Below are 24,280 nucleotides of genomic sequence, written 5' to 3' on the forward strand. Positions count from 1 at the left end.
CATCCCCCGTGTCGAATCCGTACTCCTTGCTACAGCCGATGGCCGACCGTTGTGCAGATGCCTCACCAAACGTATCGGTGGTCACCGTTGGCGGGGGCGGCCCGAGCACTCCCTCCCTTCCCCCGGCGGACCTGCCCCCACCGGGCTCGAGCGAGCGCTGGCCCTGGCTCCAGCGCCTGAAGCGCAGCACGGCCGTGCCGCTGGAGCCCTGGCTGGCCGCGATCGAGGCGGGCCAGCTGCGTCCGCAGGCCGATCTGATGGCTGTGCTGGCCCCACACCTGGACCGGGCAGCCACGCTCCGCCTGCTGGGCTGGTGGCTGGCCGACCCGGAGGCGGATCCAGCCCTCCTGCCGGTGATCGGGCAGCGGCGGGATCCCGCCCTGGCGGAGCAGCTGCGCGACGCCATGCCTGGCTGTGCTCCGGAGCGTGCCCGCTGGCTGCTGCCGCTGCTGGGCCACCAGCGCGAGGCCGTCGATTTCCCCCTGCTGCGTCGCTGGGTGCAGAGCCCCCATGGCACCGCCTGCCGCCGCGCGGCCCTCGAGGGCCTCGCCGTGGGCCTGCCGAGCTGGCCGGTGGCCCAGCTCAGGCCCGTGCTGCGCTGGCTTGCCGCCGACCTCGACGGGGTGCTGGCCGCCTCGGCGGTGGATCTGCTGGCCCGGCTGCCGCAGCCCCGCTGGGGTCTGGCCAGGCTGGACCCCCTGCGCCTCGAGCCGGCTGTTCAGGCGCGCCGTCTGCGGCGGCTGGGGGCCCTGCCTGCCCAACCCCTGGTTCTTGTGGTGCACGGCCGCCAGGGGGGCGCCATCCCACAGGCGCTGGACGTGCTCCGGACCGAGCTCGAAGCCCGTCGCGGCGCCCCCGTGCTGCTCCAGAGCCTGACGGCGGCAGGCCCGCCGGATGCTGCTCCCCTGCGGGAGGCCGCCCGGGGACGGCCCCTCACCCTCATGCCCCTGCTGCTGCTGCCGGGCGGGCACGTCTGCCGGGACGTGCCCGCCCTCGCCGCCACCTGGCGCTGCAGCGGGCCCGTGCAGCGGCTGCCGTTTCTCGGAGCGTGGCCGGTGTGGCAACGCGCGCTCATGGAGGAGGCCGCCGCCCTGGCGGCAGCCTCCGGCACCGACGGCAGCGGCTGCCCACGGCCGCTGCTGCTGCATCACCCCCTCCAGAGCGGCCTGGGAGCCCGCTATCTGGCCCATCTGGAGCGGTTCTGTGCTGTCAGATGCCTGCCCACTCCATACAGTGCGGCGGACTCTGCGGAGCAGCTGGCCTTGCTGCAGTCCCCCGACCAGCCCGCCGCGCTGCCGCTGGTGCTGGCCGCCAACCGTCTCACCGAGAGCCTGCCTCCCCGGTGCGGCCCTGCGCTGCTGCAGCGCCCGCGCTTGCGCGCCTGCCTGCTGGACCTGCTCGCCGCCCTGCCATGAGTGCATCCCCCCCGTCCGGCGTGAGTGGACCCGGCACGGTCTATCTGGTGGGTGCGGGGCCCGGCGATCCGGAGCTGCTCACCCTGAAGGCCCACCGGCTGCTGCGGCAGTGCGATGCCCTCGTCTACGACGCCCTCGTGCCCAAGGCCCTGCTCGACCTCGTTCCGCCCGGCTGCGAACGCCGCTTCGTCGGCAAGCGCCGTGGCCACCATTCCGTGCCCCAGCCCAGCACCAATGCGGTGCTGGTGGCCCTGGCCGCCACCCACCGCATGATCGTGAGGCTCAAGGGTGGTGACCCGTTCCTGTTCGGCCGCGGTGGTGAGGAGGCGGCCCACCTGGCGTCCCACGGCATCCCTGTGCAGGTGGTTCCAGGCGTCACCTCCGGCATTGCGGCTCCGGCCTATGCCGGGATACCCGTGACCCACCGCCGTGCCGGTTCGAGCGTGACGTTCGTGACGGGCCATGAGGAGATCGACAAGGCGCGCCGCGGGGTGGACTGGCAGGGCCTTGCCCGCAGCAGCGATGGTCTGGTGATCTACATGGGGCTCCACAACCTCGCGCGGATCTGCCAGGAGCTGATGGCGGGGGGGCTGGATCCGTCCACCCCCGCGGCGGTGATCCAGCAGGGCACCGTGCGTGGCCAGCGCAGCCTGGTGGCGGAGCTGGGCAGCCTGGCCGAGCGGGTGGACCAGGAGGCTTTCTCGTCGCCGTCGATCGTGGTGGTGGGGGCGATGGTGGCCGAGCGCATCGAGGCGTGCGCGCCCACTCCCGCCGATGCGGAGATGCCCATTCCTTTCTGAACCGTTGCGTCGCCCTTCAGTAGCGAGGAACACCTGGCCTCCGGCACCGATCTGGTCACCTGGACCTTCACGTCTGCGCACGTCCGATGCCCCTGCCCCGGCCCCTTCCCCGTTCCAGTCGCCAGCAGCGACGCAGAGGCCCCCAGGGGGACGCCGTGGGCAGGAGCCGCTCCACAGGATCAGCCGCTTCCCTTGAGCGCGATTGGCAGTCCATGCGCCAGGTGCTGATCATGCTGCGAGCCGGTGCCTTGCGCATGTGGGGCGAAATCGGTCGCACCACCTGACGCACCCAGGCGACTCAGCCACCCTTCCGCTTTCACCCGGCTTTCCTCTTTCACCCGGCCTTCCTCTCTCAGCCAGCCTTCTCCCTGGTGATGGTGTTCCCACCAACAGGCCTGTTGGTGGCGCGAGATACAGGACCAATCATCATTCGGTGTCTTAATAGTTTCATTGGGTCAATCAGTTACAGCTGATTTTCTCTGTTTCCGCTGAGAAGCGGACAGCACTGGACACTTCTTTGCGCCTGGGGTTTCCCCCTCGATGTCCACAGGCTGATTTCAACGCTCCCGCAGCTTTCCCTCCCTCGCCTTGCCGCTGGCCGGCAATGCCATTGCTGCGCTGCTCCTCTCCTTGCGGCTGCGTCTTCCGCAGCTGCCGGGGATTGGCGTGCCTTGCCCGACCCCACCCCTGCAGGTTGGCCTGGCGGGATTGCGGCGCGGGAGCTCAACAGCGCTGCGGTACGCAGCCGCGCCCATGACGACACCGCTTCGAGGCCATGGCCCCCACTACACCCACTCCTTCAGACGTTCTTTCACGTTTTGTCAACTGGTTCAGTACGCTCGGTAAGGATCTCCCACCGGTTGCCCAGCCACCACAGCAGCAGGACAGGTTCAGTGCACTGATGAACAAGTTCAGCCGCTGAATCCCTGCTCTCTCTTTTTAATCAAACCTTCTCTTCCGGGCTTCGTTACCATCATGGATTACGTCTTACCCAATGAGCTTGTGGATGGCATGATTGCCGCCGGAGGCAAGAAAGCTCATGTCAGCACCAAAAACCTTCTGCTGAGAGGCTTCTACTCAGGCTCGGTGCTCGGTCTGGCCCTCTGCCTGGCCCTGACGATCATGCACCAGACAGGGATTCCCTGGATTGGCTCCTTCATCTTCCCTTTCGGCTTTGCCAGCATCGTGCTCTTCGGCATGGAACTGGTCACCGGTAATTTTGCCCTCCTGCCCATGGCTGTCTGGGCTGGGAAGACAACCTGGGGCAAGACCCTCCGAAACTGGGTCTGGGTGTGGATCGGTAACTTTCTGGGAACAGGTCTGGTCGGCATCCTGTTCGCCATCAGCCTCACCAGTGGTGGCACGGCGGATCTGGCGGCCGGCACCGGGGATTGGGTCGCCGTTGCCAACAAGATCATTGGCCTGAACAAGGCCAATGTGATCGTCAAGTACCAGAACCTTGGGGTGCTTGGCTTCTTCCTGGCCTTCCTGCGTGGCCTGATTGCCAACTGGCTGGTTTGTCTCGGCGTCACCCTGGCCCTGGTGAGCAAGAGTGTGCCGGGCAAAATCCTGGCCTGCTGGTTGCCGATTACGGCCTTCCAGGCCCTCGGCATGGAGCACATCGTGGTGAACATGTTCCTCCACACCACGGGCCCCCTCCTGGGTTCCGGTGTGAGCTTCGCTCAGATCGCCTTCTGGAACTATCTTCCTGTCACCCTGGGGAACATTGTGGGTGGCATGGTGTTCATCGGCATGCTCTTCTACAGCACCCATCGCACGCCGATGAGCAATGTGCTGCCTCCGCAGCATGACGACAGGCTGGAGCGTGAGCTGGCCGCCGAGCTTGGTGCCCGCTGAGCTCTGCCCGGCACAGGTGCTGGCCGATGGCTGCACCGTTCACCCCCGGTCGATGGCCGGGGGTTTTTCATGGCCTTCTCTGGGAACGGGAGGAGGGAACGGGAGGAGACCATGGAAGGAGGGAGCATGAGGAAAGCCCCCGACCAATCCCCGCCTCGATCAGCGCAGGGAATGACAGGGGGCTGCCGCCATCAACGGGCTGACTGGCCAACTGGTCAGCTGATTTGCAGCGTCACCACTTTTTGTAGGGCAGAAACTTGCCGCACATGATCACCTGCACGCGGGCGCCGGCTGGGTCGTCAATCTTTTCCACATCAAGGGTGAAGTCGATGGCACTCATGATGCCATCGCCGAACTTCTCCTGAATCACATCCTTGAGAGGCATCCCGTACACCTGCATGATCTCGTAGAACCGATAGATCAGTGGGTCCGTTGGAATCACAGGATCCAGGCACCCTTTGGTGGGGAAGGTCTGGAGGGCTGCCGTGGTCTCCGCGTCCAGATCCAGAAGCTCCGCCAGCTTGGTGGCTTCCTCTGGCGACGCCGTTGCCTGGCTATAGAACAGCGAGGCGATCCAGACTTCGTCGCGCCCGAGTGATGCTTCCAGGTCAGCAAAACTGAGATTCTTGACCTTTTTTGCAGCCATGAGCTTGGCTGTCAGAGCAGAAGCTGCCATAAATCGTGGGGATTGTAATATAAGAAGAGCGGGTTAAAGGGGCTTCGCCCTTTGCTCTAAAGGTCGCAAGAAGCGACCCTGTGATTCTCTCGCTGTGGGCCAAAATCTCGTGTCATCGATGCTACGTTCGGCCCCCTCGGCCTGGGCCACCCCGGGAACTGCCCAGCCGGTTCCCGATTCGGTAGTGGTGGTCACGTTGGAGGGGTTGGCCCGTTCGGTTCACTGGACTACCCCCATCCGGTGCTGCCCAGCACCCACCGCCATGGTCGCCACCTCGCCGAAGCCGGCGCCGATGTTCGAGCTGATCCCGTACGAGAAGTTCCGGGACACCCCCGCCGTGCGGTTCTTCGACATCACCGTGGCGGCCTCCAACGCCCGGGATCTGGTGATCCACTCCGGGCCAGCCATCTCACCGCCTGACGCTGCCGACACCGGGGCCTGGCAGTTCTACCTGCACCCCCACCAGGAGGACAACCTGCTGGCCCTGCACGGCGGCCGCACCTTCTACCTGGTGAACTTCGGCTGGAACTACCCGTTTCACATTGTGCGGCTGGACACCGGCGGCGACATCCTGCGCATCCCCCCCGGCACGTTCCACCGGTCGGTCTCCGACCCCAACGGTTCCGTGGTGCTGAACCAGGCCGTACGCGACGAGGGGGCCAGTGTGGTGCGCGAGTTCCGTGTCTACAACAGCCGGCGGATCCCGCGTCTTTTCGCCACCACGTCCAAGACGGCTCCCCTGCCGAAGCTGCACGGCCTCAACTGGTGAGGATCTCCGCCTGGATGTCCCAGGCGAACCTGCTGCTCACACCCGGCGGACCGGAGAAGCTGCCGGTGATGGCTGCCGTGAGTTCCGGTTTCGAGGACGTGGCCACGGTGATGTAGCGGTCGTCCACGGCCCCCTTGCCACTGGGGTCGAATCCCCTCCAGCCGGCTCCGGGCAGGTACACCTCCGCCCAGGCGTGCAGGTCGTAGCGCCTGGGGGCCGGGTCCACCAGGTGGTAGCCGCTCACGAAGCGGGCCGGCAGGCCCACGCAGCGGCAGGCCTCCACCATCAGCATGGCCAGATCGCGGCACGATCCCACCCGTTCCTTGAGGGTGCGCCCGGCCGGCCAGGCCGGCCCCACGTGGCGCTGGGTGTACTTGACCCGATCCTGAATCATCTCCACCAGCTGGCCCAGGAACATCAGGGCCCGCTGATCACTCCCCATCAGGGCTTCCTGGGCCATGTCCACCGCGGCGGGATCGTGCTGGCCATTGGGCAGCCATCCCTGCAGCGAACCCATCAGATCGCCGTTGAGGCGGCCCGCCGGATAGGGCAGCAGGGGTTCGTTCGCCTCCAGGCACACCTCCAGGGCCGGCGCCGTTTGGGTGTCCACGGTGCTGGCGGCGCGCACCAGGAAACGGTCGGTGCTTCCCTCGAACCGGGCGCGCAGGATTTCATCGCCACTGGCGGCCACCAGGGGATACAGGCAGCTGGGCGCCGGATCAATGGCCAGGTTGAAGTCCACCAGGGTCTGAAAGCCGTGCCCCCGCGGTTTCAGGCAGAAGCGATGGGCTCCGAGCTGCACCGGAGCCGAATAGCCGTAGGTGAGCGAGTGCGTCAGGCGGGCACGCATGCCGGATCCGCACTCTGGGACTCGAGGGTGGGGGCCACGAAGTAGCGCTGCTCGATCAGGTTGTGCAGCCTGTTGAGGTCGCTCTGCAGCGCATCGATCGCCTCGTGCAGACCCACGGCGATCAGATCGTTGATGCGGGTGTAACTCCAGCGGGCCAGGGTGAGGCCGCTCAGGCATTCCAGCTCATCGGGGGCACCGGGCACGGCACGCCCCTGCACGATCCGCAGGGTTTCCTGGATCCGTTCGAGGCAGTAGCGCACCGAACGGGGAAAGATGGGATCGAGCAGCAGGAAGGCGGCCACGGCGCGCGGTTCGATGGCCTGCTGGCGCGACTGGCGGAACATCTGATAGGCCCCGGCGCTGCGCAGCAGCGAGATCCACTGCAGTTCATCCAGCACTCCCCCCACCTCGTCGGGGGAGGGAAGCAGCAGAAAGTACTTCACGTCGAGGATGCGGGTGGTCTTGTCCGCCCGTTCCAGCAGCCGGCCCAGCCGGCTGAACTGCCAGGAGAGGTCCCGGCTCAGGGTGGAGTCGGTGATGCCGTAGAAGAGCTGGCAGGCCCTGCGGATGTCGCGCAACTGCTCCTGGGGGGGCTGACGCCAGAACCCTTCGTTTTCCTGCAGTGTCCAGTAGATGTCGTTGAGATGCTCCCACATCTCCGTGGTGATCACTTCGCGGATCTGCCGGGCGTTCTCCCGTGCGATGGCAATGCAGTTGGCCACGCTGTTGGGGTTGTCTTCCGCACGCACCAGAAACTCCACCACGTCCATGGGCTGGCCCTGGGGGTAAAGCTTGTCAAACAGTTCCCGATCGCCGTTCGCATCGATCAGGGGAAGCCAGGGTTCGGCACTGCCGGGGGGGCAGTCGAGGGCCATCGCTTCACTCACTTCCACGAAACGGGAGATGTTTTCCGCCCGCTCCACATAGCGGTTGATCCAGTACAGCGATTCGGCTACGCGGCTCAGCATGACGCGGCTCCATCGTCGGCGTCGTTCTGCTCACTCACGATCCAGGTGTCCTTGCATCCCCCACCCTGGGAGGAATTCACCACCAGGGAGCCGCGCCGCAGGGCGACGCGGGTGAGGCCGCCGGGGCTCACCCAGGCGCCCTTGCCCCGCAGCACATAGGGCCGCAGATCCACGTGGCAGGGGAACAGCTCGCCGTTGCTCAGGGACGGCACCGTGGAGAGTTCCAGCGTGGGTTGGGCGATGTAGTTGCGGGGGTTGGCCTCGATCCGCTGGGCGAAGTCGGCAATCTCCTCCGCCGGGGCATGGGGGCCGATCAGCATGCCGTAGCCGCCCGCTTCCGCCACGGCCTTCACCACCAGCTCCGGCAGGTGTTCCAGCACGTAGGCCCGGTCGTCGTCACGGGAACACAGGTAGGTGGGCACGTTCTCGATGATCGGCTCCTCGCCCAGGTAGTAGCGGATCATCTCCGGCACATAGGCATAGATCAGCTTGTCGTCGGCCACCCCGGTGCCGGGGGCGTTGGCGATCGCCACCCGGCCGGCGCGGTAGGCCCCCATCAGCCCCCGCACCCCCAGCATCGAGTCGCTGCGGAACACGGCGGGATCGAGGAAGTCGTCGTCGATGCGGCGGTAGATCACATCCACCGGCTCCAGGCCGCTGGTGCTGCGCATCCAGACGCGGTCGTCGTGGCAGATCAGATCCCGCCCCTCCACCAGCTGGATGCCCATCTGCTGGGCCAGGTAGCTGTGCTCGAAGTAGGCACTGTTGAACACCCCGGGGGTGAGCAGCACCACCGTGGGCCGCTCGGTCCAGGGGGCGAGCTCCCGCAGGGTCTGCAGCAGATGGGAGGGGTAGTCGTCGATCGGCTGCACCGTGCGGGCCGAGAACAGGCTGGGGAACATGCGCTTCATCACCCGCCGGTTCTCCAGGAAGTACGCCACCCCGGAGGGGCAGCGCAGGTTGTCCTCCAGCACCCGCCAGGTGCCCTGGCCGTCGCGGATCAGGTCGAGCCCGGAAATGTGGCACCACTTGCCCAGGGGCGGCTTGAAGCCCTCCATCTGGGGGCGCCAGCCCTGGGAACTCTCCAGATCCCCCACGGGCACGATGCCGTCGCGCACGATCAGCCGGTCGCTGTAGATGTCGCCCAGGAACTGGTCGATCGCCTCCAGCCGCTGCACCAGACCCTGCTCCAGCCGCTGCCATTCACTTGAGCCGATCAGGCGCGGCAGGGGATCGAAGGGCAGGATGCGTTCCACCCCGCGGTTGTCGGAACCGTTGAGCCGGAAGGTGGCGCCGAGGCGCTTCAGCAGCATGCCGGCGGCCGCATGGTTGCGGTTCAGCTCCTCCAGCCCCAGCTGACCCAGGCAGGAGAGCAGGGGGCTGAGGGCGCGGCGCGGTTCGTCGGCGGCGCTGAAGTACTCGTCGTAGCCGCGGTTGGGCTTGTAGTCGGTGAACATGCCTGGCCAGCTGGCTGCGCCAATCATGGGCAGCCGTCTGGGGGGTGGCCGGTGTGGGTTGCTACGGAAGACCCAACGGGCCCTCAGAGCAGGAAGTAGCGCTGGGCCATCGGCAGCACCTCGGCGGGCTCACAGGTGAGCAGTTCCCCATCGGCGAACACCTCGTAGGTCTGGGGGTCCACCTCCATCTTCGGCAGGGCCGTGTTGTTGCGCATCGCGGCCTTGCCGATGCCGCGGGTGTTCACCACCGGCACGCAGCGGCGTTCCAGGCCCAGCTGGCGGGGGATGTCCGCCTCCAGGCAGGCCTGGCTCACGAAGGTGAGGCAGCTCGGCGCCAGGGCCCTGCCGAAGGCGCCGAACATCGGCCGGCCGTGCACCGGGCCGGGTGTGGGGATCGAGGCGTTGGCGTCGCCCATCTGGGCCCACACGATCGAGCCCCCCTTGATCACCAGCTCCGGTTTCACGCCGAAGAAGCCCGGCTTCCAGAGCACCAGGTCGGCGAGCTTGCCCACCTCCACCGAGCCCACCTGGCTGTCGAGGCCATGGGCGATGGCCGGGTTGATCGTCACCTTGGCGATGTAGCGCTTCAGGCGGGCGTTGTCATGGCGGCCGCCGCTGGCGCCATCCTCCGGCAGGGCGCCGCGCTGCACCTTCATCTTGTGGGCGGTCTGGAAGGTGCGGGTGATCACCTCGCCCACCCGGCCCATGGCCTGGGAGTCGCTGGCGATGATCGAGAAGGCGCCCAGGTCGTGAAGGATGTCCTCGGCGGCGATCGTCTCGCGGCGGATGCGGGATTCGGCGAAGGCCACGTCCTCGGGGATGCGCGGATCGAGGTGGTGGCACACCATCAGCATGTCGAGGTGCTCCTCGAGCGTGTTGCGGGTGTAGGGCCGGGTGGGGTTGGTGCTGCTGGGCAGCACATGGCTTTCGCCGCAGATGCGGATGATGTCCGGGGCGTGGCCGCCGCCGGCCCCCTCGGTGTGGAAGGTGTGGATGGTGCGGCCGCCGATGGCGCGGATCGTGTCCTCCACGAAGCCCGCTTCGTTGAGGGTGTCGGTGTGGATGCACACCTGCACGTCGTAGCGGTCGGCCACCGTGAGGCAGCAGTCGATCGCGGCCGGGGTGGTGCCCCAGTCCTCGTGGAGCTTGAGGCCGCAGGCGCCGGCGCGCACCTGCTCCTCGAGGGCCTCGGGGGTGGAGGCGTTGCCCTTGCCGAAGAAGCCCAGGTTCACCGGCAGCCCCTCGGCGGCCTGGAGCATGCGGCCGATGTGGAATGCCCCGGGGGTGCAGGTGGTGGCATTGGTGCCGGTGGCCGGGCCGGTGCCGCCCCCCAGCAGGGTGGTGACCCCCGAGGCGAGGGCGGTTTCGATCTGCTGCGGACAGATGAAGTGGATGTGGGTGTCGATGGCGCCGGCGGTCACGATGTGCCCTTCGCCGGCGATCGCCTCGGTGCCGGGCCCAACCTCGATCGTCACCCCCTCCTGGGTGTCGGGGTTGCCGGCCTTGCCGATCGCCACGATGCGGCCGTCGCGCAGGCCGATGTCGGCCTTCACGATCCCCCACCAGTCGAGGATCAGGGCATTGGTGATCACCGTGTCCACGGCGCCGTCGGCGCGGGTGGTCTGGGCCTGGCCCATGCCGTCGCGGATCACCTTGCCGCCGCCGAACTTCACCTCGTCGCCGTACACGGTGAAGTCCTTCTCCACCTCGAGGATCAGCTCGGTGTCGGCCAGCCGCAGCCGGTCGCCGGTGGTGGGGCCGTAGGTCTCGGCGTAGGTGCGGCGGGAGATCCGGTAGGGCATGGCGGCGGGAAGGCGTGGGGGCGGAGGCCAGGGGCGTGGGAAGGGGTCAGTCCAGGGGGCCGTTCACCAGGCCGTTGAAGCCCACCACACGGCGCTGGCCGGCGAAGGGCACCAGGTTCACCTCACGGCTGTCGCCCGGTTCGAAGCGGATCGCCGTGCCGGCCGGGATGTCGAGCCGCAGGCCCCGGGCGGCGTCGCGGTCGAAGGCAAGGGCGCCATTGGCCTCCTGGAAGTGGAAGTGGGAACCCACCTGCACGGGGCGGTCGCCGGTGTTGGCCACCAGCAGGGTGGTGACGGGCCGGCCGGCATTGAGCTCGAGCTCGCCGGGTTCCGGAATCAGCTCGCCGGGGATGAGGGGGGCCATGGGGAAGCGGCGGGGGTGGCCGGGATGGGGGAGGGTCTCAGCGGATCGGGTCGTGCAGGGTCACCAGCTTGGTGCCGTCAGGGAACATGGCCTCGATCTGCACCTCCTGCACCAGCTCCGGCACGCCCTCCATCACCTGGTCGCGGCTCAGCCAGGTGGTGCCCTCGCCCATCAATTCGGCCACGGTCCTGCCGTCGCGGGCGCCTTCCAGCACCAGAAAGCTGAGCCAGGCCACGGCTTCGGGGTGGTTGAGCCTGAGGCCGCGCTGGAGGCGGCGCTCGGCCAGCAGCGCGGCGGTCACGATCAGGAGCTTGTCCTTCTCCTGGGGGCTGAGGTGCATGGCTGCCGGGCGTGGAACGATTCAGATCCACCGGAACCACTCTGACAGTCACCTGGACTCTGCCCACGTTCTGACTGGACGTTTCATGAGGACACCTCGGCAAGACCCTCAGGAAGACCCCTCAGGAAACCGTCAGGTTCTCTTCAGCGGTGTCCTGGGTGCTTGAGCGGGCACCGGGGCCTGGGAACTGCCAGTGTGGGGAACCTTTCGGATGGCCCAGGCATGTGACCGTCATGGCTGGGCTGGCCAGGACCAGCCGGCAGGTGCGGCGTTCCCCAGGGGTACGGCGCTTTCGATCCACGGCCTCGATCTATGGCTTCGACCCATCGGCCTCGACCCAACGGCCTCGATCGTCTCCTGCAACCCTCTGCCTCAAGTCCCCGCCTCCACCCTGCTGCTCGAGCTTCTGTGCATGGTTTCCAGTGGGCTGCGCAGCTCATGGGAAGCCATGGTCCTGCGATGAGGTTCGCCTTGCGATGACTTCCGATGACGACGTACTCCATTGAGTTCGCTAAACACATCCTGCTTCAGTTCGGTGTGATCCTGGCGGTGGGATCGAGCTGTGCGGTTCTCTCCAAGAAGCTGAAAATCCCCGATGTGGTCACCTTCCTGCTCGTGGGAACCCTTCTCGGGCCCGGGGGTTTGGGCTGGATCGACATCAAGGCCGACTCGGCGCTGAACCAGCTGCTGTTGATCTTCGGGTCCTGCTATCTGCTCTTCGATGGCGGGGTTTCCATGCGTTTCCGGGTCATCCAGGAGGTGTGGGTCACCATCGTGTCGCTCGCCACGGCCGGGGTTCTGATCACCGCCGCGATCACCGGCCTGGCTGCCCACGTCTTCCTGGGCCTGCCCTTCCTCGTGGCACTGCTGCTGGCTTCGGTGATCGCCTCCACGGACCCGGCCACCCTGATCCCCGTCTTCCGCCAGGTGAGGGTGAAGGACCGGGTCTCCCAGACGGTGATGTCGGAGTCGGCCTTCAACGACGCCACCGGAGCCATCCTCACCTTCTCGGTGCTGGGGGTTGCCATGGGTACGGGCCAGTTCTCGCTGCAGGCTGCCGCCCTTGAACTGGTGCACCAGGCCCTGCTCGGCCTGGTGGCGGGGGCCCTGCTCGGTTACCTGGCGGCCACCCTGATCGCCCATGAGCGCTATGGCTTTCTGCAGGAATACGCTCCGCTGGTGTCGTTGATGGCCGTGATCGCGGCCTACCTCGGCGCCAGCGGCCTGCACGCCAGTGGTTTCATGGCCGTCTTCGTGTTCGGCTTCATGGTGGGGAACAAGGAGCTGTTCGGCTTTGAAATGAAGGAGGGTGAGCAGGAGCGGATGGACGATTTTGTCGAAACGACTTCGTTGATCATGCGGATGTTCATCTTCTTTCTGCTCGGCAGTCAGGTTGACTTCGCCCTGATCAACCAGTACTTCCTCGGCGGAATCGGGGTGGTGGTGGTGTTGATGCTGGTGGCCCGACCGATCACGGTGTTCGTGTGTGCTCTGCCGGATCGCCGCGCCCGCTGGTCGATCGAAGAGCTGCTGTTCATCTGTTGGACCCGGGAGACCGGTGTCATTCCGGGGGCGCTGGCGGGTCTGATGCTCGGGGTCGGCGCCCCCCAGGCTCGGCTGATCTCCTCGGTGACCTTCCTGGCCATCCTGGTCACGATTCTCACCCAGGCCACCACCACCCGCTGGCTGGCTGGCCGGCTCGGGCTGCTGGAGGCTTCTGCGCCGGCAGAAGCAGCGTCCAGGTGAGGCCACTCAGCCCAGCGGCCGCTCCTGGAAGGGCCACACCCTGGGCAGGTCCGGGTCCGCCAGGTTCCGGACCTGGCGGACCCGGGCCCAGATCCGGGTGAACCAGTAGCGGGCCGCCTGGCTGGAGTGGCCCCGGTAGCGGGCCACCAGGCCCGGCTCCAGCGCGCCGCAGGCCATCTCACCGCTCAGGCCGGCCCGGTCCCGGCGGCAGCCCTCGAGCAGGCTCGTCAGCGTCGTGGTGGCCAGGGTGTCCGGCGCCGCCCACACCAGCGAGCCATACACCGGCGCTCCCGCCAGGCCGTGCTCCCCCTCCAGACAGCCCCCCGCCAGTTCCGTGCGGTCCACCAGCACCCACTCGCTCGCCCCGTTCCGCTGCCGCCGGATCTCGAGGGCCGAGCGCCAGCGGCCCGATCCGAGCGTCTCCCCGGCCGCCGTGCGGCCCAGGCGCACCACCTCGCCCCCCAGAAAGGAGGCTCCCGCGGCCAGGTTCACCCGGCAGTGCTGCTCGAACAGCCCATCGGCGTAGAGCACGAGCTCCTGGGGCAGCCACTCCAGGTCGGCCCCCTCCTCGAGGCTGAAGTGCAGATCCTGACGGGCCCAGCGGCCCGCGGGGGCCTCCCGGCAGCGGCCAACGGAGCCATAGATCTTCTGGGCGGCCACGCTGGTGAGCAGAGCCCGGCTGCCGGGGGCGAGGCCGGCCGTGATGCTCAGCCGATCGCCGCCCACCAGGCCCCCGGCGGTGTGCAGCAGCGGCAGCTCACAGCGGCCATCGGCGTGGGGAAAGGCGCGTTGCAGTTTGAGCGGTGCGCTCGTTTCCCCCTGGTGAACCGTGTCCGCCCGCGGGTCCTGCCCGCGGCGGCGGAACAACAGCCGGGCCTTGCCATGCCACGGGGGATTCCCTGTGATGCTGGTGATCGTCCCGTCCGCGTGCTCCGGCCATGATCCCCGCCGCCGCGCCCGCTGCGCCAGCCTCCGGCCCCCTGCTCCTCACCCGCAGGCTGGGGGAGCGGGCCGGGGGAGAGGCGACCCTGAAGCTGGCCCTCAGCGCCGAGGAGCGCAGCCGGCTGCGGGGCCTGCGCCAGAGCGTCTGTGGTTGCCCGCTGCTGCTGCAGCTCCCCCGGGGTGAGCCGCTGCGGCCGGGCGAACTGCTCGGGGGAGCCAGCGCCGAGCCGCTGGTGCGGATCGAGGCCGCCCCCGAGCCGCTGCTGCGGGTCACCGCGGCTTCCGAACTCGGCCTGTTGCAGGCGGCCTACCACCTCGGCAACCGCCATGTGGCGATGGAGATCAAGACCGGGGAACTGCGGTTGCTGGCGGATCCGGTGCTGGCCCATCTGCTCGAACACCGGGGCCTGACCGTGACCGAGGTGGTCGCCCCCTTCCTGCCGGAGGCGGGGGCCTATGCCCCGGCCATCGACCACACCCACACCCACACCCACACCCATGGGCATTGAGCGGCTCCGCCTGTTCCAGCTGGTCAGCCCGGCGCTGCCGGTGGGCGCGTTCAGCTATGCCGAGGGACTGGAGGCCCTGGTGCAGGCCGGCCGCCTGGAGGATGGCCCTGCCGTGGCCCGCTGGCTGCAGGACGAGCTCCACCGGGGCGTGCTGGCCATCGAGGCGGCCTGGCTGCCCGCGTTGATGGAGGCTTCGCCGCAGGAGCTGCAGGACCGGGACCGCTGGCTGCTGGCCCTGCGGGAGGCCCACGAGGTTCGGGCCCAGCAGCGCCAGATGGGCGGCTCGCTGCTGCGGCTGCTGGCCGACCTGGGATTTTCCATGCCCAGGCTCGACCTGGCCTGGCCGGCGGCCTTCGCCCTGGCAGGCCGGGCCCTGGATCTCCCTGCAGCCGATGTGGTGGAGGCCTACCTCTATGGCTGGGTGGCCAACCAGCTGAGTGCGGCGGTGCGCCTGGTGCCCCTGGGCTCCACCGAGGCCCAGCGGCTGCAGCTGGCCCTGGCGCCGCTGATACAGGAGCGGGCGGTGGAGCTGGCGGCGGCCGATCCGCGCCAGCTCTGGAACGGGGGGGTGGGCGCCGGCATCGCCCAGCTGCGCCATGCTGAGCTCTACTCCCGGTTGTTCAGGAGCTGAACGGGGCCATGAGCAAGCTGCGTGTGGGTGTCGCCGGCCCGGTGGGCTCCGGCAAGACGGCCCTGGTGGAGGCCCTCTGCCGCCGCCTGCGCCAGCAGCTGCAGCTGGCCGTGGTCACCAACGACATCTACACCCAGGAGGATGCCCAGTTCCTCACCCGGGCCGGGGCGCTGGAGCCGGAGCGCATCCGGGGCGTGGAAACGGGAGGGTGTCCCCACACCGCCATCCGGGAAGACTGCTCGATCAACCGGGCCGCCGTGCGGGAGCTGGAGGAGGCCTTCCCCGATCTCGATCTGGTGCTGGTGGAGAGCGGCGGCGACAACCTGGCCGCCAGTTTCAGCCCTGAACTGGTGGATCTCTGCATCTATGTGATCGATGTGGCCGCCGGTGACAAGATCCCCCGCAAGGGCGGCCCCGGCATCACCCGCTCCGATCTGCTGGTGATCAACAAGATCGACCTGGCCGCGATGGTGGGGGCCAGCCTGGAGGTGATGGAGCGCGATACCGAGCGGATGCGGCCGGGGCGGCCCTGGTGCTTCACCAATCTGCGCAGTGGCGAGGGGTTGGAGGCGGTGGAGGCGTTTCTGCTGCGTCAACTGCCAGTCGTCACGAACTAACACAATTCGTTGAAGATCAGCGGGCATGGCTTGGCGGGTTCGGGGCACCCGCTTCAGAACGTTGCGCTGGGGCTGCTGCCAGGGGTCTCCCCATGCAAGGGGATGGGTCAGGTGCCACTGACCAGCCCGGCAAAGTGTGGCCTTGGCTACATTCCATCGGTTGCCCGCTGGATACGGTCCGCTATGCCGCTGAATCGCAGCGGACCATTCGGCGGTTCTTCCGTAGGAGCTTCTATGACCCCTTCCTTCATGGGCAAAGCCATGGGCAAGACGTCGCTGCGCCTGTTCAGCGGTGCCACGGCCCTGGCCACCTCCCTCACCCTTGTGGCCTGCGGAGGAGGCGAACAGGCCTCCGGGGATTTCGACGGTGAAGTGAAGGTCGGGATCCTTCATTCCCGCTCGGGCACCATGGCCATCTCCGAGAACACGGTGGCCGAAGCCGAGTTGATGGCGATCGATGAGATCAATGCCAAGGGCGGCATCACGATCGATGGCAAGAAGCTCAAGATCGTTCCTGTCGAGGAAGACGGAGCCTCGGATTGGCCCACCTTCGCCGAGAAGGCCAAGAAACTGATCGATCAGGATCAGGTGGCCGTGGTGTTCGGCGGTTGGACCTCCGCCAGCCGCAAGGCCATGCTGCCTGTCTTCGAGGCCAAGGATCACTTCCTCTTCTATCCGATTCAGTACGAAGGCCAGGAGTGCTCCAAGAACATCTTCTACAGCGGTGCTGCCCCCAACCAGCAGGCTGAGCCCGCTGTTGACTGGCTGCTCAAGAACAAGGGCAAGGACTTCTTCCTGGTGGGCTCCGACTACGTGTATCCACGTACGGCCAACACCATCATGAAGGAGCAGCTCAAGGCCATGGGCGGCACCGTGGTGGGTGAGGACTACCTGCCTCTGGGCAACACGGAAGTCGCCCCGATCATTGCCAAGATCAAGCAGGCCCTCCCCAACGGCGGCGTGATTGTCAACACCCTGAACGGCGACAGCAACGTGGCCTTCTTCAAGCAGATGAAGGCCGCTGGGATCACGCCAGCCAACGGCTACTCGATCATGAGCTTCTCGATCGCCGAGGAGGAAGTGGCGGCCATCGGTCCTGAGTATCTCGAGGGCACCTTCGCGGCCTGGAACTTCTTCCAGTCGCTCGACACTCCCGCTTCCAAGGAGTTCACCGAGAACTTCAAGAAGAAGTACGGCGATAACCGCGTCACCAATGACCCGGCGGAATCTGCCTACATGATGGTGTACCTGTGGGCCGCTGCTGCCGAGAAGGCCAACAGCGTCGACGACAACAAGGTGCGTGAAGCCCTGATCGGTGTCAGCTTCGACGCTCCCCAGGGCACCGTCACCGTGCAGCCCAATCACCACGTCGAGAAGCGCGTGCTGATCGGTGAGGTGCAGAAGGACGGCATGTTCAAGATCGTCGAGGACAAGGGCGTGATCAAGCCCATCGCCTGGAACCAGTTTGTGCCCGAAACCAAGGGCTTCACCTGCGACTGGACCCGCACGGACGTGCCCGATCCCGGCAAGTTCAAGATGTGAGCCGCCAGGCGTCGATGACCCACCCCCCGCCCAGGGGGAGGGGTTGCCTCGGCGCCGGAAGGGGGAGCCACCTCCCCCTTCCTTTCATGGGTCGCTTCCTGTGTCGCTGACATCCTGTTCCTGAATTCGGCTCTCCCTGAAGGATGGCCGCATCAGGGCAACCGGGGCCTCTGCGCTGTTCTCTGTTCCCCTGGGCGCCCCTGCGAGGGCCTATGGATCTCTTCAACGAAACCCTCTTCAACGGCCTCGCCATCGGATCGGTGCTCGTGCTGGCCGCCCTCGGCCTGGCCGTGGTGTTCGGCCTGATGGGTGTGATCAACATGGCCCACGGCGAGCTGATGATGCTCGGGGCCTACACCACCTTCGTGGTGCAGAACCTCTTCAAGAACGGCCCGCTGGAAGCCCTCTTCCCGCTCTACATCATCCTGGCGATCCCCGCCGCCTTCCTGGTGAGCGGTCTGGCCGGATTGCTGCTGGAGAAGACGGTGATCCGCCGTCTCTACGGCCGACCGCTGGAGACCCTGCTCGCCACCTGGGGGGTGAGCCTGATCCTGCAGCAGTTCGTGCGCTCGGTGAGCAGCGCCTTCGCCATCGGCCTGGTGGTGGCGGTGGTGGTGGGTCTGCTGGTGCCGAAGTTCACCCCCCGCACCTGGTGGCAGCAGCGCTGGACCCCCCTGCTGGGTGTGGGCAGCTGGATCGTGGCGGCGCTTGCCGGTGTGGTTCTCGCCAGCGTTCTCGGCGGCGTGAGGGTGCTCGATCAGCCCTGGTTCAGTGCCCGCAACATCGACGTGACGGCACCCGTGTGGCTGCGCGGCTCCCTGCAGGTCGGGGCGCTCACCATGCCGGTGGCCCGCTTGTTCATCATCGCCCTCACGATCGTCTCGCTGGTGGCGGTCACCTGGTTTCTCCAGAAGAGCGTCTGGGGGATCCGCATCCGTGCCGTGACCCAGAACCGGCCGATGAGCGACTGCCTGGGCATCCCCACCGAAACGGTGGATGCGCTCACCTTCCTGGTGGGCTCCGGTCTGGCGGGCGTAGCGGGCGTGGCTGTGACCCTGCTGGGCTCGGTGGGGCCGAATCTCGGCGGCAACTACATCGTGGACTGTTTCATGGTGGTGGTGCTCGGCGGGGTGGGCAAGCTGCTGGGCACTGTTGTGGCCGCTCTGGGCATCGGCGTGCTCAGCTATGTGATCGGTTCGGGCTCGCTGCTGCTGGTGTGGCCCGCCATGCCGGAGGGGCTCAACGCCCTGGTCACCTTCTTCGCCACCACCTCGATGGCGAAAGTGCTCGTGTTCGCCGTGATCGTGGTGTTCCTGCAGTTCAGGCCCGCTGGCCTGTTCCCGCAGAAGGGACGCATGGTGGAGGCCTGATCCATGCCACGCCTGCGTCAATGGTTGCCCTGGCTGCTGATCATCGCGGCCGGCCTCATCCTTCCGGCCGTGCTGCCGCCCTTTCGGCTCAACCTCCTCGGCCGCTTTCTCTCCCTCGGCATCGTGGCCCTGGGCATCGACCTGATCTGGGGCTTCACCGGCCTGCTCAGCCTGGGTCAGGGCATCTTCTTCGCCCTCGGGGGCTATGCCATCGGCATGTACCTCCAGCTCAAGAGCCTGCAGCCCGGCCAGCTGCCCGAGTTCTTCGGCCTCTATGGCGTTCAGGAACTGCCGGCCTTCTGGAAGCCGTTCGGCTCACCCCTGTTCACCTTCCTCTGCATCTGGGTGTTGCCGGCCCTCGTGGCGGGGGTGCTGGGCTATCTGGTGTTCCGCAACCGCATCAAGGGGGTCTACTTCTCGATCCTCACCCAGGCCTCCCTGCTGGTGTTCTTCAACTTCTTCAACGGCCAGCAGAAGCTGATCAATGGCACCAACGGCCTCAAGACCGACACGGCGCGCATCTTCGGCCAGCTGGTGGGCAGTGACGGCATGCAGCGCTGGCTGTTCTGGCTCACCCTGCTGCTGGTGGTGGCCTCCTGGGTGCTGTGCCGCTGGCTCACCCGCGGCCGCTTCGGCGATGCGCTGATCGCCATTCGTGACGACGAACCACGCCTGCGCTTCACCGGCTACAACCCCACGGCCTACAAGACGGTGGTCTTCGCCATCGCCGGCGCCCTGGCCGGGGTGAGCGGTGCCCTCTACACCGTGCAGTCCGGCATCATCTCGCCCCAGTTCATGGCCGTGCCGTTCTCGATCGAGATGGTGATCTGGGTTGCCGTCGGCGGACGGGGCACCCTGATCGGCGCCGTGCTCGGCGCCGTGCTGATCAACTACGCCAAGAGCCTGGTGAGCGAGCAGCTGCCGGAAACCTGGCTGTTCATCCAGGGCGGCCTCTTCCTTCTGGTGGTCACCGCCTTGCCCGATGGGCTGGTGGGCTGGTGGCGTCAGGGTGGTCCGCGCCATCTCCAGGCCATGGTGGGCTGGCCGCCGCTGGCACCCACCTACCCCAGCCTCGATCTCGATCCGGCTGTGCAGGCTGAAAAGCACGACCTTCAGGGAGGTGGGTCATGACTGTGTCACCGCTGCTGGAACTGCGTGGGGTGAGTGTGAGCTTCGATGGCTTCTGGGCCCTCAGCGATCTCAACCTCGCCCTCGCACCCGGTGAACTGCGCGCCGTGATCGGTCCGAACGGCGCCGGCAAGACCACCTTCCTGGATGTGATCACCGGCAAGGTGAAACCCACCAAGGGGGAGGTTCACTTCCGTGGTCAGTCGTTGCTGGGCATCAGCGAACACAAGATCGCCAGGCTGGGTATCGGCCGCAAATTCCAGACCCCGCGCGTGTATCAGAACCTCACGCCGCGGCGCAACCTGGAGCTGGCCGTCAGCCGGCGGTCGTCTCCCTTTGATCTGCTCTTCGGCCGGCTGGATTCCACCGCCAGGGACCGGGTGCAGCACCTTCTGGGCGTGGTGGGGCTCGAGCCCCATGCCAACCAGCGGGCCGGGGGCCTCTCCCACGGCCAGAAGCAGTGGCTGGAGATCGCCATGCTGGTGGCACAGGATCCGCAGCTGCTGCTGGTGGACGAGCCCGTGGCTGGCCTCACCGACGAGGAGACCAAACTCACGGCTGATCTGCTCAAGCAGCTCTCCGGGGATCACACCGTGCTGGTGATCGAGCACGACATGGAGTTCATCCGCGATCTGCAGGCGCCGGTCACGGTGCTCCATGAAGGTCACGTGCTGTGTGAGGGCCCCATGGATCAGGTGCAGAGCGATCCGCGGGTGATCGAGGTGTATCTCGGCAGCGAAACCGAGGGTGAATTCAACTGACTTCCAAGCCGATGACCGTCACCAGCCCCCTGCAGGACCCCCCCGATCCCGTGGCCGACACGGTGCTTGAGGTCCAGGGCCTCAATGTGTATTACGGCGAGAGCCACATCCTCAGAAACGTGGATCTGAGCGTGCGCCCGGGCCAGATGGTGTGCCTGATCGGCCGCAACGGCGTCGGCAAGACCACCCTGCTCAAGACGGTGGTGGGCCTGCTGCGCCAGCGCAGCGGGCACGTGACCCTGGAGGGGCGCGACCTCTCCGCCCTGCCGCCCCACGGACGAGCCCGCGGCGGTATCGCCTACGTGCCCCAGGGGCGGGAGATCATTCCGCGCCTCACGGTGCGTGAGAACCTGCTGCTGGGCCTCGAAGCGCTGCCGGGCGGCCTGGGCCGCAACCGCCACATCGACCCGGTGGTGTTCGAGCTGTTTCCCGTGCTCGAGAAGTTCCTCAACCGCCAGGGGGGCGACCTCTCCGGTGGGCAGCAGCAGCAGCTCGCCATTGCCCGGGCCCTCCTCGGCAAACCGAAGCTGCTGCTGCTGGATGAGCCCACCGAGGGCATCCAGCCGTCGGTGGTGCTCGACATCGAGCGGGCCGTGCGCCGGATCATCGCCACCACCGGCGTGAGTGTGCTGTTGGTGGAGCAGCACCTGCACTTCGTGCGCCAGGCCGACTGGTACTACGCGATGCAGAAGGGTGGGGTGGTGGCCAGTGGCCCCACGGCCGAGCTGAGCAAGGACGTGGTGGACCGCTTCCTGAGCGTCTGAGACCCCAGGCCCGAGGTTCAACCCTCCAGCAGGGCCCTCCAGAACCTTTCGGCACCCTCCACCGGTGGCAGGCGCTGGCCCTCAAGCTGGGCGATCGGCCGGCAACCCAGGCTGTTCAGCAGCACAGCGCCCCGGCTCGCGAGCAGATCCTCGACGCCCAGGGGAGCTTCCTCGGCCATCCCCAGAGCGAGGGCCTGGCCCCGCATCACGCCGGGCAGACAGCCACTGGAGAGGGGTGGCGTCAGCCACCGGCCGCCGCGGCGCACCAGCAGATTCGCTGCGGTGCCGCAGCTGAGGCCCCCGCCGCTGCTGGCCAGCAGGGCATCGTCGGCGCCGGCGGCCTCCGCCTGGCGGCGCGCCTGGATGGCGCTGCCGTAGGCGAAGGTCTTGCAGCGGCTCAGCAGGCTGGTGCTGCAGCGACGTTCGGTGGGGCTCACGATCGTTCGCACCGGGGTGAAGCACGCCTCAGCAGGGGTGAGCACCAGCCAGCAGCGGTGCCGGCACCCGGCCGGGATCGCCAGACCGCGGCTGGCCCCAGGCCCGGCGTCGCCCCGACTCCAGTTCAGGCGCAGGGCCCCGTTCACCCCGCCGCTGCGGCCGATGGCGGTGGCGATGGTGGGCTCCAGCTGCGCCTGGGTGGGTGGAGCCTCCATCCCCAGCAGGGCGGCGCCCCGGTGCCAGCGCTCCAGGTGCTGCCGCAGCAGCTGGGCCCGGCCGGCCTCCACCCACAGCGTCTCGAACAGCCCATCGGCGAGCAGGAGGCCCCGGTCGTGCAGCGGCACCCCCAGCTCGGCCGGTGCTCCCCAGCGCTCAGCCTCCTGGGGATGCGCGATCCAGGCGATGGCTCTGGCGCTGCTCATGCCAGGGCGTCGAGCAGAGGATCCAGTTTCCAGCCCATTTCCTCGGCTTCGTCGTCCGGATCCGAGTCGACCACGATGCCGCAGCCGGCGTGGGCGCGCAGCCGGGCTCCCCGCACCAGCAGCGAGCGGATCAGGATGTTGCTGTCCAGGCTGCCGTCCGGTCCCAGCCGGAACAGGGCGCCGCAGTAGGGCCCCCGCGGCACGGGCTCCAGGGCGTTGAGGCGGGCGCAGGCCCGCACCTTGGGGGCGCCGGTGATCGAGCCGCCGGGCCAGCAGGCCTTCAGCAGCGCCACCACGTCCTGCCCCGCCGCCAGCTCTCCCTCCACCACCGAGGTGAGGTGGTGGACCTGGGGGTAGCTCTCCAGCCCCACCAGCTGGGGAACTCCGATCGAGCCGGGCCTGCAGACCCGGCCCAGGTCGTTGCGCAGCAGGTCCACGATCATCACGTTCTCGGCGCGGTCCTTGGCACTGGTGATCAGCTCGGCCGCGGCATCCGCGTCGGCCTCGGGATTGCCGTGGCGGGGCCGGGTGCCCTTGATCGGCCGGGTCTGCACCTGGCCCGACGGCTTGAGCTGCAGAAACCGCTCCGGGGAGGTGGACAGCACGGCCTGCAGGCCGGAGCCCCCCTCCAGGGGGTTGCCGCCCTCGATGCGGCCGATCGCCAGACCACCGAACGGCGCCGGACAGTGGCGGCGCAACCGCAGGTAGAGGTCCACCAGGGCTTCGGCGCCGGGAACCTCAGGCAGCACCTGTTCGCAGCAGGCCGTGAGGTTGGCCTGGAAGAGATCGCCGCGCACGATCCAGGCCTGCACCCGGCGCACCTGGTCGGCGAACTGCTGACGGTCGGTGTGCCACCGCCAGCCGTCCCGCGGCGCCGCCAGGCGGTCAGGCCGGGTGGGTGCAGGGCCGGCCGCCGGTGCGTCCAGCAGGGCGCTGAAGCGGGCGAGGGTGGCGGGGTTCCGCCCCTGAAGTTCCAGCCGCATCCGGTGGCGGTCGATCACCACCAGGGGGTCGGCGCGCACGGCCCAGAGCACGGCCATGTCCGGGCGTCGCCAATGCCCGGCCGGTTCCACCCAGGCTCCCGCCTCGTAGCTGAGCCAACCGAGCCAGGTGTCCCCCTCGGCCCTCGCCTGACGCGCCAGCTCCGCCAGCAGGGCGAAGGGATCGCGGGCGCCTGGATCGCCCGGCAGCCCATGGCAGCAGCGCTGCTCGGCCGGAGCCACCGCCAGGAAGCTCTGGCCGGCGAGGGGAGAATCGGCGGCTCCCTGGCTGTCGAGCCAGACCAGGCCCTCGGCACCGAGGGCACCCACCAGAATCTCCACCACCTGCTCCGGAGGGCGCCAGGGAAGCGGCCGGCGCAGCGGCGGCTGTGGCGGCGCCTCCAGCAGGGGCTGGCCCGGCGGTTCGGGCTCCCAAGCCCTCCTCGAAGCCCTCATCGGCCCACCAGATCAGCCCGCCCCGCCTCGATCAGGGCCGCATCGCGGATGCGGCAGCTGTCGCACACCCCGCAGGGCCGATCGCCGCCGCTGTAGCAGCTCCAGGTGCTGGCGATCGGCACGCCCAGCCGCAGGGCCTCACGCACGATCCGGGTCTTGCTCCACTGCACCAGCGGCGCCCAGAGGCGCACCCCGTGCCCCTCGCGGCCGGCCTTGCTGGCCAGGTCGGCCAGGGTCTGGAAGGCCTCCAGATAGTCGGGCCGGCAGTCGGGGTAGCCGGAGTAGTCCACGGCATTCACCCCCAGCACCAGCCGGCCGGCGCCGCGGGCCTCGGCCAGGCTCAGCCCCAGGGCGATGAACACGGTGTTGCGGCCCGGCACGTAGGTGCTGGGAATCACCCCCGCGGCGGTTCCCTCCTGGGGCACCGGCAGGGCGGGATCGGTGAGGGCTGACCCGCCCCAGGCGGCCAGGTTCACCGCGACGGTGTGGTGCTCCGCCAGGTTCAGCGCCCCGGCGATGGCGCTGGCCGCCAGCAGTTCGCGGCGGTGGCGCTGGCCGTAGTCGAAGGAGAGGCCGATCACCCGGTGGCCCGCCTCGATCGCCAGGGCGGCGGCCGTGGCGGAGTCGAGGCCGCCGGAGAGCAGCGCGATCGCCGTGGGGGAGGGGCTGGCCATGG

At 68.0% G+C, this 24,280-nt stretch carries 24 protein-coding genes; 13 read left to right on the forward strand and 11 right to left on the reverse strand.

The genetic code is table 11. The annotated features are described in order from the left end of the window. The first annotated feature begins 77 nt into the window (after positions 1-77). The 3 genes from CBM981_RS15935 (at position 78) to CBM981_RS11465 (ending at position 4,072) form a co-directional block, all read left to right on the forward strand. Positions 78-1,415, forward strand: a complete 1,338-nt coding sequence (locus tag CBM981_RS15935; RefSeq protein WP_225867373.1) for a hypothetical protein — start codon at positions 78-80, stop codon at positions 1,413-1,415. Beyond that, positions 1,412-2,215 (forward strand): uroporphyrinogen-III C-methyltransferase, encoded by an 804-nt coding sequence (gene cobA, locus CBM981_RS11460; protein ID WP_087068512.1) that lies wholly within the window; start codon positions 1,412-1,414, stop codon positions 2,213-2,215. Before CBM981_RS15935 ends, cobA begins: the two co-directional genes overlap by 4 nt. Before the next feature lie 975 nt (positions 2,216-3,190). Then, on the forward strand, positions 3,191-4,072 hold the full coding sequence (locus CBM981_RS11465; protein WP_087068513.1) for a formate/nitrite transporter family protein: 882 nt from the start codon (positions 3,191-3,193) through the stop codon (positions 4,070-4,072). Between the two features lie 232 nt (positions 4,073-4,304). Here the strand turns inward: CBM981_RS11465 and cynS are convergent, their stop codons facing one another. Beyond that, positions 4,305-4,748, reverse strand: coding sequence for a cyanase (gene cynS, locus CBM981_RS11470; protein ID WP_087068514.1), 444 nt, complete (start codon positions 4,746-4,748; stop codon positions 4,305-4,307). Positions 4,749-5,040: 292 nt separating this feature from the next. Here cynS and CBM981_RS11475 point away from each other — a divergent pair, with 292 nt between their 5' ends. Beyond that, complete coding sequence (locus tag CBM981_RS11475) at positions 5,041-5,517, forward strand: redox protein (RefSeq protein ID WP_087069383.1); 477 nt, start codon at positions 5,041-5,043, stop codon at positions 5,515-5,517. Here CBM981_RS11475 and CBM981_RS11480 read toward each other — a convergent pair. From CBM981_RS11480 to CBM981_RS11505, 6 genes are all read right to left on the reverse strand, one after another. Beyond that, positions 5,507-6,367, reverse strand: coding sequence for a transglutaminase family protein (locus CBM981_RS11480; RefSeq protein ID WP_087068515.1), 861 nt, complete (start codon positions 6,365-6,367; stop codon positions 5,507-5,509). The two genes, CBM981_RS11475 and CBM981_RS11480, sit on opposite strands and share 11 nt — an antisense overlap. Further along, positions 6,352-7,335: an alpha-E domain-containing protein gene (locus CBM981_RS11485; RefSeq protein ID WP_087068516.1), complete on the reverse strand. Its 984-nt coding sequence runs from the start codon at positions 7,333-7,335 to the stop codon at positions 6,352-6,354. Before CBM981_RS11485 ends, CBM981_RS11480 begins: the two co-directional genes overlap by 16 nt. After that, positions 7,329-8,792 (reverse strand): circularly permuted type 2 ATP-grasp protein, encoded by a 1,464-nt coding sequence (locus CBM981_RS11490; RefSeq protein WP_087068517.1) that lies wholly within the window; start codon positions 8,790-8,792, stop codon positions 7,329-7,331. Before CBM981_RS11490 ends, CBM981_RS11485 begins: the two co-directional genes overlap by 7 nt. Positions 8,793-8,875: 83 nt before the next feature. Beyond that, the gene (ureC, locus tag CBM981_RS11495; protein ID WP_087068518.1) at positions 8,876-10,594 is read right to left on the reverse strand and encodes an urease subunit alpha; all 1,719 of its coding nucleotides are present in this window, start codon (positions 10,592-10,594) and stop codon (positions 8,876-8,878) included. A gap of 46 nt (positions 10,595-10,640) precedes the next feature. Beyond that, the gene (locus CBM981_RS11500; RefSeq protein ID WP_087068519.1) at positions 10,641-10,958 is read right to left on the reverse strand and encodes an urease subunit beta; all 318 of its coding nucleotides are present in this window, start codon (positions 10,956-10,958) and stop codon (positions 10,641-10,643) included. Between the two features lie 37 nt (positions 10,959-10,995). Next, complete coding sequence (locus CBM981_RS11505) at positions 10,996-11,298, reverse strand: urease subunit gamma (RefSeq protein WP_087068520.1); 303 nt, start codon at positions 11,296-11,298, stop codon at positions 10,996-10,998. A gap of 486 nt (positions 11,299-11,784) precedes the next feature. Between CBM981_RS11505 and CBM981_RS11510 the strand changes: the two genes are divergently transcribed. Then, the gene (locus CBM981_RS11510; protein WP_087068521.1) at positions 11,785-13,044 is read left to right on the forward strand and encodes a sodium:proton antiporter; all 1,260 of its coding nucleotides are present in this window, start codon (positions 11,785-11,787) and stop codon (positions 13,042-13,044) included. A 6-nt stretch (positions 13,045-13,050) separates the two neighbouring features. Here CBM981_RS11510 and CBM981_RS11515 read toward each other — a convergent pair whose 3' ends face one another. After that, the gene (locus tag CBM981_RS11515) at positions 13,051-13,911 is read right to left on the reverse strand and encodes an urease accessory protein UreD (protein WP_225867374.1); all 861 of its coding nucleotides are present in this window, start codon (positions 13,909-13,911) and stop codon (positions 13,051-13,053) included. Positions 13,912-13,982: 71 nt separating this feature from the next. On the opposite strand from CBM981_RS11515, the gene ureE reads away from it, so the two are divergent. The 8 genes from ureE (at position 13,983) to urtE (ending at position 21,308) form a co-directional block, all read left to right on the forward strand. Further along, a complete protein-coding gene (ureE, locus tag CBM981_RS11520) occupies positions 13,983-14,495 on the forward strand; it encodes an urease accessory protein UreE (RefSeq protein WP_087068523.1) in 513 nt (170 codons plus the stop codon). Further along, entirely contained in the window at positions 14,485-15,126 is a 642-nt protein-coding gene (locus CBM981_RS11525) for an urease accessory protein UreF (RefSeq protein WP_172820881.1), read from the forward strand. The genes ureE and CBM981_RS11525 overlap by 11 nt, the downstream gene beginning before the upstream one ends. Before the next feature lie 8 nt (positions 15,127-15,134). Then, positions 15,135-15,743, forward strand: coding sequence for an urease accessory protein UreG (gene ureG / locus CBM981_RS11530; protein ID WP_087068524.1), 609 nt, complete (start codon positions 15,135-15,137; stop codon positions 15,741-15,743). Between the two features lie 261 nt (positions 15,744-16,004). Beyond that, positions 16,005-17,285: an urea ABC transporter substrate-binding protein gene (gene urtA / locus CBM981_RS11535; protein WP_087069385.1), complete on the forward strand. Its 1,281-nt coding sequence runs from the start codon at positions 16,005-16,007 to the stop codon at positions 17,283-17,285. 212 nt (positions 17,286-17,497) lie between these two features. Next, positions 17,498-18,655: an urea ABC transporter permease subunit UrtB gene (gene urtB / locus CBM981_RS11540; protein ID WP_087068525.1), complete on the forward strand. Its 1,158-nt coding sequence runs from the start codon at positions 17,498-17,500 to the stop codon at positions 18,653-18,655. Positions 18,656-18,658: 3 nt separating this feature from the next. Further along, on the forward strand, positions 18,659-19,786 hold the full coding sequence (urtC, locus tag CBM981_RS11545; protein WP_087068526.1) for an urea ABC transporter permease subunit UrtC: 1,128 nt from the start codon (positions 18,659-18,661) through the stop codon (positions 19,784-19,786). After that, positions 19,783-20,544 carry an urea ABC transporter ATP-binding protein UrtD gene (urtD, locus tag CBM981_RS11550; RefSeq protein ID WP_087068527.1) on the forward strand — a complete coding sequence of 254 codons (762 nt, stop codon included), beginning with the start codon at positions 19,783-19,785 and terminating at the stop codon, positions 20,542-20,544. The genes urtC and urtD overlap by 4 nt, the downstream gene beginning before the upstream one ends. Before the next feature lie 11 nt (positions 20,545-20,555). After that, positions 20,556-21,308 (forward strand): urea ABC transporter ATP-binding subunit UrtE, encoded by a 753-nt coding sequence (gene urtE / locus CBM981_RS11555; protein WP_087068528.1) that lies wholly within the window; start codon positions 20,556-20,558, stop codon positions 21,306-21,308. Between the two features lie 17 nt (positions 21,309-21,325). On the opposite strand, the gene CBM981_RS11560 is transcribed toward urtE, so the two are convergent. Genes CBM981_RS11560 through queC form a run of 3 tightly spaced genes read right to left on the reverse strand, consistent with a single transcriptional unit; the run spans position 21,326 to position 24,278 of the window. Beyond that, positions 21,326-22,168, reverse strand: coding sequence for an aminotransferase class IV (locus CBM981_RS11560; protein WP_087068529.1), 843 nt, complete (start codon positions 22,166-22,168; stop codon positions 21,326-21,328). Continuing rightward, complete coding sequence (locus CBM981_RS11565) at positions 22,165-23,604, reverse strand: anthranilate synthase component I family protein (RefSeq protein WP_087068530.1); 1,440 nt, start codon at positions 23,602-23,604, stop codon at positions 22,165-22,167. Before CBM981_RS11565 ends, CBM981_RS11560 begins: the two co-directional genes overlap by 4 nt. Beyond that, positions 23,601-24,278, reverse strand: a complete 678-nt coding sequence (gene queC / locus CBM981_RS11570) for a 7-cyano-7-deazaguanine synthase QueC (protein WP_087068531.1) — start codon at positions 24,276-24,278, stop codon at positions 23,601-23,603. The genes CBM981_RS11565 and queC overlap by 4 nt, the downstream gene beginning before the upstream one ends. Between the last annotated feature and the right edge of the window lie 2 nt (positions 24,279-24,280).

This window comes from Cyanobium sp. NIES-981 (genome assembly GCF_900088535.1).
GTDB lineage: Bacteria > Cyanobacteriota > Cyanobacteriia > PCC-6307 > Cyanobiaceae > NIES-981.